Genomic DNA, 14,051 nt, shown 5'->3' with positions numbered 1-14,051 from the left:
GCTTCAAGGATGTTGAGCAAAGGACGAATTAATGAGTGAGTGGGTGCCCTTTGCGGTATTGATTCTATCTGTGGTTTTCTTCGTGGGGTCTTTCTTGATTTCCCGCCGACGTGTGATGTCGATGAAGACCTGGCAGGCCTATCTCGCTAATCTTCATTCTCCGAAAGCAATGGTGAGCGAAAAAGACGGTAGCATTCTCTACGCTAACCGGAGTTTCGTTCGCCTGTTCAATATTGCGCATGAGAACAGTAACTATCGCATTCGAGGTGAACGCGAACGCCAGTCAATCGATGCCTTACTTGCTAACCGACGCTGGCCAAACCCATTTATTGAGATTACTCCCGATTTTCGTTCGTCGTCGGACACTCGAGTTCGGCGCTATGCGCGTTTTTCCGCGCTTCCTGTTTGGTGCAATGGACAAAGGTCATGGATTGTTTCGTTGGAGCCAGAGTCTGACTCTATTTATAGCGAGCCGTTTGTTGAGAACGATAATCAAATTTTCCGCAGTGTTATTAACTCGCTTGCTGAGTTGGTCTGTTTTCAGGACAGGGACGGCAAAATTGTTGGCTCCAATGTGGCATTTGATCAGTTCTGGGAAGGAAGAGAAAAAGAAGGTGTACTCCTTCATTCACACCGCGAAGTCGAAGGCCGCCGAACGCAACAAAGTTGGACGACTAACCCTAATGGCGACAGTTGTTTGCTTGAAACCAGCCAGACTGTCTTGCGAGACGACTATCATCGTATCTATGGCACCTTGAGTATCAGCCATGACGTGACGAACTGGCACATGATGCGACAAGTCATGGAGCAAGAAATTGAAGCGAGGCAGGAAGTGGAGCAGCAGCTCAAAAAGCACTCTAACGTCTTGGCTTCTATCTTCAAAGCCAGTGTCGATCCTATTGGTATTTACAACAAAGACTATGAGTTCCTAGGGGGCAATGCCGCGTTTGCCGAAGCCATGGGCGCGACGCATGATAATCTCGAAGGAGAGCATGCAGTCGATGTGATGGACCCAGAAGTTCTCACTCAGCATCAACGTATTGACGTACCAGTGATTGAGCAAGGTAATACCGTTAAGTACGAAGATTTGGTGATGAAGCGTGATGGTTCTCAGGTTTGGTATGAGCTGACCAAAACCCAATTCTGCGACCCGACTGACGACACCATCGGTGTATTGGTTATTGCACGAGATGTGACTGAGCGTAAAGCCACTCAGCAAGAACTGGCTGATGCGATCATGGAACTTGAAGAACTGAGTTTCATGGACGGATTGACCAAGGTGGCCAACCGACGCAGTTTTGACGAGCAGCTAGTGAAGATGTGGCATTCTCATATTCGTGAACAAGAGCCGCTGTCTTTGATCCTCTGTGATATTGACTACTTCAAACCCTACAATGATAACTATGGTCACCAACAAGGTGACACCGCATTGCGACGCGTTGCTGAGGTGTTTCAACACGTGATTCGTCGTCCGTTAGATGCGGTTGCACGTTATGGTGGCGAAGAATTTGCGATTTTGCTCCCGAGCACGTCGGAAGAGGGGGCCCGTGTAGTGGCAGACAACATTGCTTACGAGCTTTCTCTTGCGAGCATCCCACATGAATTCTCCCAAGTGTCCAAGCACATCACGTTGAGTCAAGGTATCGCGACTTTGCATCCTGCCGCAGGGCAAGATTATGGTGATTTGGTTTCAATGGCTGACCGGGCGCTGTATCAAGCCAAAAATGCTGGACGTGATCAGATAGCGTCGAATGCCGAGACCAACGCAGAAATATCGTAGTATTCTCCCAATCGTGTGCAGCTAACGTCCTTGGTCGCTCTGCGCGTCTTTTTCTTTTTCTTCCCAACGCTCAAGGCTATCATGGCTGCAATTCACGTTGATCAGGAAGTTCAATGAAGCAGATAAAGCTCTTAGCGCAATATTATGTCGATTTACTTGTCAAACTCGGCATTGTTCGCTTCAGCATGTTGTTGGCACTCGCATTGGTGGCACTGGCTGTCGTGGTGCAAGTGGGTATCACCTTATTTCTTAGCGGCACCGTTCATGACAGCGATATAGTTCGCTCTGTGTTCTTTGGCCTACTCATTACCCCTTGGGCGGTGTACTTTCTCTCCGTTGTTGTTGACCAGTTAGAAGAGTCTCGCCAACGTCTCACCAAGCTGGTGGCCAAGCTTGAAGAAATGCGCGCTCGCGACATGGAACTCAATCGCCAACTAACGGATAACATCACCCAGCTAAACCTCGAAATTGAAGAGCGAAAACGTGCTGAAGAAGCGCGTGAAGAAGCGATGCTCGATCTTGAAAACGAAGTGTACCAGCGCGAAAAAGCGCAGGTTGAACTGGCAGAACAATCCGCACTTCTTCGATCCTTCATTGATGCCTCTCCTGACTTGATTTATTACCGCAATGAAAAAGGTCAGTTCTCCGGCTGCAACAAAGCCATGGAAGAACTGACAGGTAAGAAAGAAACGGATTTGGTGGGACTAACTCCTTGGGATGTTTACAGCGAAGATGTTGCCAGTAAGGTCGTTGAAACCGATCAGCAAGTGTTTGATAACCGCGTTTCACTGACTTATGAGCAATGGCTTGAGTACAAGGATGGCCGCAAAGCCTACTTTGAGTTGCGTAAACTCCCGTTTTACGCACGTGATGGACGCCGCCTTGGTCTCGTCGGTTTTGGCCGAGAAATTACCGAGCGTAAGCGTTATCAAGATGCCCTAGAGAAAGCCAGTCAGGACAAGACTGCATTTATCTCCACCATCAGCCATGAGCTGCGTACTCCGTTGAACGGCATCGTTGGCCTAAGTCGAATGTTGTTAGACACCAAGCTCTCTGACGAACAATTGGGTTACCTGCGAACCATTCACGTAAGCGCGATCACCTTAGGCAATATCTTTAACGACATTATCGACTTGGATAAATCGGATCGCAGTCGTTTGGCATTGATGCCGGAGCCGGTTGATTTACCCGATTTTGTCTCTGAGATCGATAACATCAGTGCGCTGATGGCTGAACAAAAAGGACTACGTTTTAGCCTTGATAGGCTGACCTCGCTGCCAGCGTCGGTCAAAGTGGATGCCACTCGCCTCCGTCAAATTCTATGGAATTTGGTCGGTAATGCCGTGAAATTCACCAAGCAAGGTGCCGTGAATGTCACCGTAAGCTGTGACGTGGAAGATGACATGGCCTTCCTGCAATTTGATATAGAAGATAGTGGGATTGGTATTCCTCAAGAGGAAGTCTCTAAAATCTTCGCCATGTATTATCAAGTGCGACAAGGCGAAGACAATCTGCACGCGGTAGGCACAGGTATTGGTCTCGCGGTATCGCGTAAGCTAGCCCGTTTGATGGGCGGTGATATCACGGTTGATACCGAAGAGGGAGAAGGCAGTACGTTTACGGTGTCGTTGGCTGTGCCGATTTGCGAATCTGCGGTGAATACTGAAGTGGTGAGTGTAGAGCAAAGCCCGCTTCATATTTTGCTGGTTGAAGACATTGAACTGAACATCACCGTGGCCTTGAATTTGCTCGAGAGCTTGGGCCACACGGTGACAGTGGCTCGTAGCGGACAAGAAGCATTAGACACTTTCCCTACTGCGTCATTCGATTTGTTGCTGTTGGACATTCAACTGCCAGACATGACAGGTTTCGATATTGCAAAGGTGTTGAGGGTGAGTGGTAAATCGCTGCCGCCGTTAGTGGCTTTGACGGCCAATGTCATCAAAGACAAAACGGAATACATCCGCAAAGGCATGGACGATGCGATTAGCAAGCCTATCAGCGTTGCTGCTGTTACTGATGTGATTGAGCGCTTAGCGCTGCAAAGCGAGGTTGATAACGATGTGGTGGTTGAGCCTCGTCTCCATCAGCCAGCGACAGACATGTTTGAGACCTTGCTTGACCTCGATATGTTGACCTCTTACGTGGATATCGTGGGCGCAGAGCCTGTGTATCAAAGTATCGCCATGTTTGAAGAGGTGATGCCTGATTACTTGAAAATACTAGACAGTAACATGATGGCAAAAGACCAAGATGGCATTGCCAGTGAGGCACATAAGATAAAAGGTGCGGCTGGCTCAATTGGTCTGAAACACATTCAGAAGATCGCCCAGAAAGCGCAATCGCCCGAACTACCTGCATGGTGGGAAAACATTGATGACTGGGTGGATGAAATCAAAGAAGGCTACAAGCACGATTTGAGTGTATTGAAGGAGTGGCTGGACGAGTACAGCAAGTAGTCCTGTAGTTTCGCTATAAAGCTACAAAGCTACAAAGCTATAAAGCTACAAAGCTATAAAGCTATAAAGCTATAAAGCTATAAAGCTATAAAGCTATAAAGCTATAAAGCTATAAAGCTATGAAGAAGGGATGAAAGCTGACGCTTTTGTCCCTTTTCTTTTAGCTTGATTCGCTAATCTCAATGCGTTTAATCACAGACAACAAAAAGGCCTGCAATGCAGGCCTTTTCAGTATTAGTCGGTTGCGTCAGCGAAGATTAGATATCTTCTAGCTCGCCGCAGAAACGGTAACCTTCGCCGTGAATCGTAGCGATGATTTCTGGCGTATCACCAAATGACTCAAAGTGCTTACGGATACGACGGATAGTCACGTCAACCGTACGGTCATGCGGCTTAAGCTCACGGCCAGTCATCTTCTTAAGAAGATCAGCACGTGTTTGAATTTTGCCTGGGTTTTCACAGAAATGCAGCAGGGCACGGAACTCAGAACGAGGCAGTTTAAACTGCTCTTGGTCTGGGCTAACCAGTGAACGGCTGTTGATATCAAGTGTCCAACCATTGAATACATAGCTTTCTACTGAACGCTTGTCTTCTGGCAGAGCGCCTTGGCTCATTGCGCGAGTTAGCAAGTTACGTGCACGGATAGTCAGTTCACGTGGGTTAAATGGCTTGGTGATGTAATCATCCGCACCGATCTCTAGACCCAAAATTTTATCGACTTCGTTGTCGCGGCCTGTCAGGAACATCAGCGCCATGTCGCCTTGCTCACGCAATTCACGCGCAAGAAGTAGACCATTTTTGCCTGGCAGATTGATATCCATAATGACCAAGTGAACCTGACTGTGAGACAGAACTTGATGCATTTCTTCGCCATCATTGGCTTCTAGTACTGTGTAACCTTCTGCTTCAAAGATGCTTTTTAGCGTATTACGGGTTACGTGTTCGTCTTCAACAATCAGAATATGAGGGGTTTGCATTGGCGTTACCTAATTTCTTTAAGGAATCTGGTATTAACAATCACAGAGTACTCAGACTCTATGAAGAAAATTTACAAACAGGACAAGTATATCAAACGTGTTCAAGTTGCTTAACAAGCATACTTTCCTGATACAAACGCCATCCTTAGAGAAGGTGATTGCAGATACGGTTAATCGCACTGCATGCTACCAGTCAATTCAATCTGACTAGCAAATCCATTGGATAGGGCTGATTGTATTCATTTAACAGCGTGCTAACAATATTTAGTAATAAATCAACGCAACTTTTTTTAATCTTTATTGATATACGTCAATCTCAGCCGCTGTGGTCACAAATGATGGAATATTGTGTCAAAAAGCGCTCTAGAGTTTACCAGTAAGTTTAATCTATTTCGTAATATTACAACAGCTGTGAAAATTGTGTAACAACATGGTGGTATCACACCATTTTGCGTTGAAACGGTCAACAGTTTCACTGAGAGAGTAATTGGCTTTTGTCGGTTAAGTGTGCAAGGTTTGAGTGTTTTCTCGAATAATGGAAAAGAGAATAATTTTGTCTATTACTAATTGATTTAAAACATTTTAATTTTTATTTTCCCACGGTTTTCGTGGGTTGTATCTCCCTTTTTTGTGTGCCATCGCGTAAGAGGTTCTCATTTTGAAAGGGGGAACTGGGCACAACATGGCACCGTTGCTACTTTTATGGGGTAATCGACGAAACAAGAGGAAAATGACATGGACGATTTATTGCCCGACATTAGCGATGCGCACGGAGACGATGTTCACTGGATCCCAATTCAATGGCAAAACTTTGGCGGAAATGCCGCATTTTCAGGGCGTGTAGAAACCTTGAGGTGCTTTGAAGACAATACCAAGGTGAGAGATATATTGGGCAAGCCCGGACACGGGTGCGTGCTGGTGGTTGATGGTCACGGAAATTTGAACAAAGCACTATTGGGCGATCAACTTGCCGAGCTGGCTGTTAAAAATGGTTGGGAAGGGGTTGTCGTGTTTGGGGCTGTGCGTGATGCGGGTGCATTGAGCAAGATGTCGTTAGGTGTGAAGGCTTTGGGTGTGTGCCCGATAAAAACCGAGAAGCGAGGAGCTGGTGACGAGAATGTTCCTCTGCGCATCCATGATGTCCTTATTTCTCCAGGAGACTATGTGTTCGCAGATTTGAACGGGGTGATGGTGAGTCAACACCCCATTGAATTTGGTGAGCATGAGTAGTCAGCAATGAACAAGGTGTTGGATTTTGCGATTAGAAGCGGTATCCGACACCCAGTTGATAGTTAGCGGTTGCTGAAGGTTCCTGATTCAAGCTGTAATCAAATTTGGCTTCAAGGTTTAATTTATCAGTGAGCCTAAACTGGCTGCTCATCCCTACGCTACCCACCGTTTCTTCGTTGATTCGTTCGGCTTGGACGTTACTACCAAAGCTGAGAGCATCACTAAAGTTGAACTCTAGCCCGCTGAGAACACCTTTGGCACTGGCGTTGTAATTTGACTCTGTGGTCATTTCCGTCGCCAAGTACACGTTGATATTTTTCATGACGGGATAATGATAACCAGAGCTCATGGTCCAACTGTCAAAATGCTGGCCACCCGTTGACACGGAGTGCGAAAACCATGGTGTTTGGTTATTGTCTTCTATGTATTCATACAGCGGTAACGAACCCTGCGCGAATGTAAAAAAAGCCACTGATTGCAGGGTGATGGCAAGCAAGATGTGTTTCATTGATACCCTCCCTGATTCGTTTTTATTTGATTGCGAAATTTAGTCTAGCCCATATGTCTCACATTTGTTACTGGACTGTCATAAAATTTGCGCCACTTCTAACTCACCTCTGTCATCGCTATGGCAACGGGTTGCCGCCATGACGAGGTGGTTAAAAATAAAGCAATTTTCGCGCCCGATATTGCGGCATTTTTCTGTCAGTGCTTGTTTGGGTTCTCATTTTTAGAGATTGGAGAAACGAGAGACCTCACTGTATGGGAACACATCGTTGAACTGACCCTGTTGAATGTTGTTTTGTAGGCTCTGCCAATAGCCAGCATCGAACAGATCCGAGTGCAGTTCGTCGAACAAGGCGCGGATCTTAGGATTAATTAACAAGAAGGTACGAAATTCCTCAGGGAAAACATCGTACTCGCCCACGCTGTACCAAGGTTCTGCCGCCATTTCGTCTTCCGGAAAGCGAGGTGCTGGAATGTAGCGGAAATTCACCTCGGTGAGGTAAGAAATCTCATCATAATCATAGAAAATGACGCGGCTGTGGCGTGACACCCCGAAGTTTTTGAACAGCATATCTCCGGCGAAAATGTTGGCCGCAGCGAGTTGTTTTATCGCATCACCATACTCTTGCACTGCTTCACGCAATTCATCGTCATCAGCTTGTTCCAGATAAATATTGAGTGGGATCATTCGTCGTTCCATGTACAGATGACGAATGTGCACCTCTTTATTGGTCAGTTTGATGTTCGATGGTGCAACCTCTAAAAGCTCTTCAATCAAAGCATCACTGAATCGATGTCTTGGGAATATAAAGTGGCGGTAATCCAGTGTGTCAGCCATTCGGCCGACGCGATCGTGTTCTTTAACCAGTTGGTATTTTTCTTTGACCACTGCATGGGTCACGTCTTTTTGAGGGGCGAACTTGTCTTTGATGATTTTGAACACAAAGCCATAAGAGGGCAGTGTGAACACGGACATCACCATGCCTTTGATACCGGGCGCGACAACGAACTGATCATCGGAATTGTCCATGTGTTGCAAGAACTCACGATAAAGCTCGGTTTTGCCGTGTTTCTGACAACCGATAGCGGTATAGAGCTGCGCCGGCGTTTTGTGTGGCATGAGTTGATTGAGAAAATCCACAAGTGCTGCGGGCGCGGGGGCGTACACCATAAAATACGAACGGGCGAAACCGAAGATCACACTCACCTCATCGGAGTCTGTAATGCAGGCATCGACATACAGTTCACCATGAGAATTGACCAAAAGCGGAAGCACTAAAGGACGGGTTTGATTAGCCATATCAATACGACCGATCAAGTATGCCGCTTTATTTCGGAAAAATGGTTCGCGCACCATGTCTATCGTAATTTCGTTGGTTAGCTGAGGCCCTAGTCCATGTTGCAGGGACTCAACAATACGATGAACATCTCGCGCCTTATTCACCCAAGGGAGCGTAAAAGGGGTGTCATCAAGGATGCGCTCAACGGTTTGAATAAGGCTTTGTTGTGAAGGGTAACGTTTTAGCAGTGGTGTCGGGTACTTGGGTATTCGACCACCTTGTGAACTGTTGACGAACAGTTTGTCGCGGCGAATATTTCGATGATCGAACATTCGACAGTACACGGAGTTGAAAAAGCTCTCTGCAATATCGTAGCGAGGGTAATCGTCCAGAAGGTGGCTGTACGACTCTTTAACGGCCATCAAGAACGAGCGGGTGGCATGTTGTTTATCCAGCATGGTTTTTAGTTGCTGACTCACCAGTGCGACGTGATGGTCGTAAAAATTAATGCGGGTTTTTAGTGCGCTTTGCACGCTTTTCCAGTCTCGCTGTTCAAACCTTTCTTGTGCGCCAGCGGTGACGTCTAAAAAGCGCCCATACATGGCGTCAGAGCCTTGTAATATGGTTTGTGCAACCAGTTCCTCCATTTCAACTGCCATGGTTCCCTCCTTTGCCATTGGTGGTTTTCTGTTCAATTCAATTCACTATGTCGTGCTCAATGAACAATCGCAAGCGTCAAGGGGCGGAATGCTGCGCTCTCTCATCTTTTAATAATGTTAATTTAATCTTGCGAATTGATGCGTTTTTTTGACAGATAACTTAAATTTTTGTTGACCTGATACCCTCCCTTGAGTAAAGGTTATAAAAAAGCAGCAAGGAAGGTCCGAAGCGATGCTTCATACAGTCGGCACCACAAACATGATTACCATTATTACCATCACCACAGGTGAAGGTGCGGGCTGACATGCACAGAATTTTTAAAAGAAGCCCGCACTAAAAAGATGTGCGGGCTTTTTTTTCGCTTATTTGTTATTGAATCTTCGGATTCAGGAAGGAGTTGGAGGTAAGGATGCGAGTTTTAAAGTTTGGTGGCACATCGCTAGCCAATGCGGAACGATTTAGCCGCGCAGCAGAGATCATCACAAGCAATACCTGTCAAAGTGACGTGTCAGCGGTACTGTCCGCTCCCGCAAAAATCACCAATGCATTGGTAGATGTCATTGATAACACCGTTAAACATGGTGAAGCGGACAAGCAAGTTGCACTTATTGAGTCCATTTTCTCTGCACTGTTTGATGGTCTTGCTGAGATGGAAGCAGACTTCGACAAAGCCGGTTTATACGTTGAACTAGAACGTTCAATGAATCAGCTCAAGCAATACATCCACGGTATCGCGCTTTTGGGGCTGTGTCCGGACAACATCTATGCACGCATCATCAGTAAAGGTGAGCGCCTCTCCATAGCGACAATGTCAGCCTTACTGCAAGCTCGCGGCCACAACACTTTCGTGATTGACCCTGTGCACTATCTGCAAGCCAAAGGCGATTACCTAGAAGCAATGGTTGATATTGAAGTGTCTTCAGACAACTTCAAGCGAGAGCCAATTCCGGCCAAGCATATTGGTTTGATGCCCGGATTTACCGCGTCTAACGAAAAAGGTGAGCTAGTAACATTGGGCCGAAATGGTTCTGATTACTCTGCAGCTGTTCTTGCGGCCTGTGCGCGCGCTGAGTGTTGTGAGATCTGGACGGACGTTGATGGCGTTTATAGCTGTGACCCACGCTTAGTGCCAGACGCGAAATTGCTTAAATCGCTTAGCTACCAAGAAGCAATGGAATTGTCTTACTTTGGTGCCAAAGTCCTCCACCCGAAAACCATTCTTCCTATCGCACGCTTCCACATTCCATGCTTGATCAAAAACACCGCAAACCCTCAAGGGGCAGGCACTTTGATCGGTATTGATAATGGTGAAGACAAGCTGGCAATCAAAGGCATCACCACGCTTAGCAACCTCAGCATGGTGAACGTGTCTGGGCCAGGCATGAAAGGCATGGTGGGTATGGCTGCCCGTGTATTCGGCGCAATGTCTACCGCTGGCGTATCTGTGGTATTGATCACCCAGTCTTCTTCTGAATACAGCATTAGCTTCTGTATTGAAGCTGACGATAAAGCATTGGCCGAGCGTGCGTTGCACGACAGCTTTGAGCTTGAGCTTAAAGACGGCTTGCTAGAGCCTGTTGATTTCGTCGACAACGTGTCGATTGTGTCACTGGTTGGTGATGCAATGCGCACGGCGAAAGGTGTGGCGTCTCAGTTCTTTACGTCATTGGCTGAAATGAACGTCAATATCGTTGCGATTGCACAGGGGTCTTCTGAGCGTTCAATCTCTGCAGTGATCCCTGATAACCGCGTCTCGGAAGCGGTGAAAGCCTGTCACGAAAACCTCTTCAACAGTAATCACTACCTTGATGTGTTTATTGTCGGTGTGGGTGGTGTAGGCGGCGAGTTGGTTGAGCAGGTCAAGCGCCAGCAAACCAAACTGGCAGGACAGGGCATTGTTATTCGTGTTTGTGGTCTTGCGAACAGCCGTCAAATGAAGCTCGATAGCAAAGGCATCGATCTTAACAACTGGCGTGATGCACTGGCGACAGCGGAAGAAGGCTTTAGCCTGCCACGCATGGTGAAGCTGGTTGAGCAAAATCACATCATCAACCCTGTCTTTATCGATTGTACGTCGGATCAATTGATCGCTGATCAGTATGCCGATTTCTTATCTGCTGGCTTCCATGTGATCACACCGAACAAGAAAGCCAACACAGCAAGCATGGCCTACTACCAGCAACTTCGCACCGCTGCGCGTGGAACACGTCGTAAATTCATGTACGACACCACGGTAGGTGCAGGTTTGCCTGTCATCGAGAACTTGCAGAATTTGATCTCTGCGGGTGATGAACTTGAGAAGTTCACTGGCATCCTATCGGGCTCACTGTCTCACATCTTCGGTAAGTTGGACGAAGGTCAAAGCTTTAGCGAAGCGACAACCGTTGCGCGCGAAAGTGGCTTCACCGAACCTGATCCTCGTGATGACCTATCCGGTATGGACGTTGCTCGTAAACTATTGATTCTTGCTCGTGAAGCGGGAATGAACCTTGAACTGGAAGACGTTGACGTAGAGCCTGCACTGCCGCCGGGCTTTGATCAGTCTGGTGATGTTGATGCCTTCATGGCGAAACTGCCAGAAGCCGACGTTTACTTCAATAAGATCGCGTCAGAAGCGCGCGAGGAAGGAAAAGTACTGCGCTACATCGGTAGCATCGACAACGGTCAATGCTCGGTAAAAATACAAGCCGTAGACGCTGATGACCCGATGTTCAAAATCAAAGAAGGTGAGAACGCCTTAGCATTCTACAGCCGCTACTATCAGCCAATTCCTCTTGTCTTACGTGGCTATGGAGCGGGAACTCAAGTTACCGCTGCCGGTGTGTTCGCGGATTTGATGCGTACACTTGGCTGGAAATTAGGGGTGTAATGATGAGTGTTGTTGTTTATGCGCCGGCGTCAATCGGTAACGTAAGTGTCGGCTTTGATGTTTTGGGCGCAGCAGTGTCTCCGATTGATGGAACACTGCTGGGGGATCGCGTGCAAGTGGCTGACGGTGGCGATGTGCCATTTAGCCTCAACTGCGTCGGTAGCTTTGTTGATAAGCTGCCAGACGTTCAAGAAGAAAATATCGTCTACCAAAGCTATATCGTGTTTTGCCGTGAAATGGAAAAACGTGGCGAACCTGTGCGCAATATCGCCATGACACTAGAAAAGAACATGCCGATTGGTTCTGGTTTAGGTTCGAGTGCGTGTTCTATTGTTGCTGCTTTAGATGCATTGAATCGCTTTCATGATAACGCCCTTGATGAAACCACGCTGCTAGCCCTGATGGGTGAAATGGAAGCGGCGATTTCTGGTAGCTTGCATTACGATAACGTGGCGCCTTGTTACCTTGGTGGTTTGCAGTTGATGGTGGAGCAAATGGGCATCATCAGTCAGCAAGTCCCTTGCTTTGATGAGTGGTACTGGGTCATGGCGTACCCAGGTATCAAAGTCCCAACAGCTGAAGCACGTGCGATTTTGCCCGCGCAATATCGTCGTCAGGACGTGATTAATCATGGCCGCCATCTGGCAGGCTTTATTCATGGCTGTTACTCTGGTCAGCCGCAATTGGCTGCCAGCATGATCAAAGATGTGGTTGCAGAACCGTATCGAGAGAAGCTATTGCCAGGTTTTGCGGACGCCCGACGCTATGCCACCGATGCTGGTGCGCTTGCGACTGGCATTTCAGGCTCAGGCCCAACGTTGTTCAGCATCACAGATGATAAAGAGATTGCTGAGCGCGTCGCGAAGTGGCTACAGGATAACTACGTTCAAAATGAAGAAGGATTTGTCCACGTCTGTCGATTGGATGTGACCGGTTCGACAGTGACAGGAAGTGAACTATGAAGCTTTATAATATCAAGGAAAACGACGAGCAGGTCTCGTTTGGTCAAGCAGTAAAACAAGGACTTGGTCGTAACCAAGGTTTGTTCTTCCCAAGTGAATTACCCGCTTTTGATGATGTTGATGCTTTGCTAGAGAAAGATTTTGTTTCTCGCAGCACCGACATTCTATCTGCATTTATCGGTGACGAACTGCCGCAAGAAACCGTTCGTTCTATGGTCGAAAATGCATTCCAATTCCCAGCGAAAGTTGAAAAAGTCACTGACGACGTGAGTGCATTGGAGCTGTTCCACGGTCCAACACTGGCGTTCAAAGACTTTGGCGGTCGCTTTATGGCGCAATCGCTGGCTGCTGTGTCTGACGGCGGTAAAGTGACCATTTTGACTGCGACATCGGGTGATACTGGTGCAGCGGTTGCTCATGCGTTTTACGGCATGGAAAACATCAACGTTGTTATCCTTTACCCGAAAGGCAAAATCAGCCCACTACAGGAAAAGCTTTTTTGTACCTTGGGTGGCAACATTCACACTGTTGCAGTGAATGGCACTTTTGATGATTGCCAAACCATGGTTAAACAAGCCTTTGATGATGCAGAGCTTCGCCAAGCCATTGGCCTTAACTCGGCTAACTCAATCAACATTAGCCGTTTGATGGCGCAGATTTGTTATTACTTCGAAGCGGCGTCTCAGCTGACACCAGCGCAGCGCGAAAATCTTGTTATTTCTGTGCCAAGCGGCAACTTCGGTAACTTAACGGCAGGTCTGCTGGCTAAAGCGATTGGCTTGCCAATTAAGCGTTTTATCGCCGCGACCAACGTGAATGACACTGTGCCTCGCTATCTGAAAACAGGTGAGTGGACACCAACACCGACTATTCCGACATTGTCGAATGCCATGGACGTGAGTCAGCCAAACAACTGGCCGCGTATCGAAGAGCTTTGCCAACGTAAGGGGTGGGGCTTGAACGAGTTGGCATCTGGCGCTGTGACTGATGAAGAAACCGCTGAAACGTTAAAAGCCATGTTTGATGGGGGCTACTTGTGTGAGCCGCACGGCGCAATTGCTTACCGTTTGTTGGAGGAGCAACTGCAAGACGGCGAACACGGCTTGTTCCTTTGTACTGCGCACCCAGCGAAGTTCAAAGAGTCTGTTGATGAGATTTTGTCGCAAGATATTCCGTTACCAGCACCATTGGCGAAACATGCTGTCATGGAAATGTTGTCGGTTGAACGCGATGCAGATTTTGCTCAGATCCGTGCGTACCTAATGGATGTGGCAGGTTAAGCGCCGCCCCCTATAAAAACTGGAAACGCACCAACAAAAAAAACCGA

The 14,051-nt window shown here is 47.5% G+C and carries 9 protein-coding genes and 1 other annotated feature; of the genes, 6 read left to right on the top strand and 3 right to left on the bottom strand.

Annotated features, from left to right (window positions below):
• The first annotated feature begins 31 nt into the window (after nt 1–31).
• Together Q365_RS0113760 and arcB are read left to right on the top strand one after the other, a co-directional pair.
• The gene (locus Q365_RS0113760) at nt 32–1,780 is read left to right on the top strand and encodes a sensor domain-containing diguanylate cyclase (RefSeq protein ID WP_028023887.1); all 1,749 of its coding nucleotides are present in this window, start codon (nt 32–34) and stop codon (nt 1,778–1,780) included.
• Between the two features lie 113 nt (nt 1,781–1,893).
• Complete coding sequence (gene arcB / locus Q365_RS0113755; RefSeq protein ID WP_028023886.1) at nt 1,894–4,239, top strand: aerobic respiration two-component sensor histidine kinase ArcB; 2,346 nt, start codon at nt 1,894–1,896, stop codon at nt 4,237–4,239.
• Between the two features lie 257 nt (nt 4,240–4,496).
• On the opposite strand, the gene arcA is transcribed toward arcB, so the two are convergent.
• On the bottom strand, nt 4,497–5,216 hold the full coding sequence (gene arcA, locus Q365_RS0113750) for a two-component system response regulator ArcA (protein WP_028023885.1): 720 nt from the start codon (nt 5,214–5,216) through the stop codon (nt 4,497–4,499).
• Nucleotides 5,217–5,951: 735 nt separating this feature from the next.
• Between arcA and Q365_RS0113745 the strand changes: the two genes are divergently transcribed.
• Nucleotides 5,952–6,446 carry a putative 4-hydroxy-4-methyl-2-oxoglutarate aldolase gene (locus Q365_RS0113745; protein ID WP_028023884.1) on the top strand — a complete coding sequence of 165 codons (495 nt, stop codon included), beginning with the start codon at nt 5,952–5,954 and terminating at the stop codon, nt 6,444–6,446.
• Nucleotides 6,447–6,477: 31 nt separating this feature from the next.
• On the opposite strand, the gene Q365_RS0113740 is transcribed toward Q365_RS0113745, so the two are convergent.
• Together Q365_RS0113740 and aceK are read right to left on the bottom strand one after the other, a co-directional pair.
• Complete coding sequence (locus Q365_RS0113740; RefSeq protein ID WP_028023883.1) at nt 6,478–6,954, bottom strand: hypothetical protein; 477 nt, start codon at nt 6,952–6,954, stop codon at nt 6,478–6,480.
• Between the two features lie 222 nt (nt 6,955–7,176).
• On the bottom strand, nt 7,177–8,892 hold the full coding sequence (gene aceK, locus Q365_RS0113735) for a bifunctional isocitrate dehydrogenase kinase/phosphatase (protein ID WP_028023882.1): 1,716 nt from the start codon (nt 8,890–8,892) through the stop codon (nt 7,177–7,179).
• Between the two features lie 242 nt (nt 8,893–9,134).
• Nucleotides 9,135–9,253 (top strand) — a sequence feature (Thr leader region).
• A gap of 49 nt (nt 9,254–9,302) precedes the next feature.
• Here aceK and thrA point away from each other — a divergent pair.
• The 3 genes from thrA to thrC are packed head-to-tail and all read left to right on the top strand — an operon-like array spanning nt 9,303 to nt 14,004.
• Nucleotides 9,303–11,762 carry a bifunctional aspartate kinase/homoserine dehydrogenase I gene (thrA, locus tag Q365_RS0113730; RefSeq protein WP_028023881.1) on the top strand — a complete coding sequence of 820 codons (2,460 nt, stop codon included), beginning with the start codon at nt 9,303–9,305 and terminating at the stop codon, nt 11,760–11,762.
• Between the two features lie 2 nt (nt 11,763–11,764).
• On the top strand, nt 11,765–12,724 hold the full coding sequence (gene thrB, locus Q365_RS0113725; protein WP_028023880.1) for a homoserine kinase: 960 nt from the start codon (nt 11,765–11,767) through the stop codon (nt 12,722–12,724).
• Nucleotides 12,721–14,004 carry a threonine synthase gene (thrC, locus tag Q365_RS0113720; RefSeq protein ID WP_028023879.1) on the top strand — a complete coding sequence of 428 codons (1,284 nt, stop codon included), beginning with the start codon at nt 12,721–12,723 and terminating at the stop codon, nt 14,002–14,004. Before thrB ends, thrC begins: the two co-directional genes overlap by 4 nt.
• The last annotated feature ends 47 nt before the right edge of the window (nt 14,005–14,051 follow it).

The organism is Enterovibrio calviensis DSM 14347, assembly GCF_000621165.1.
GTDB classification, from domain to species: domain Bacteria; phylum Pseudomonadota; class Gammaproteobacteria; order Enterobacterales; family Vibrionaceae; genus Enterovibrio; species Enterovibrio calviensis.
The sequence above is the reverse complement of the archived record's forward strand: the minus strand, read 5'-3'. Positions and strand labels throughout refer to the sequence as shown.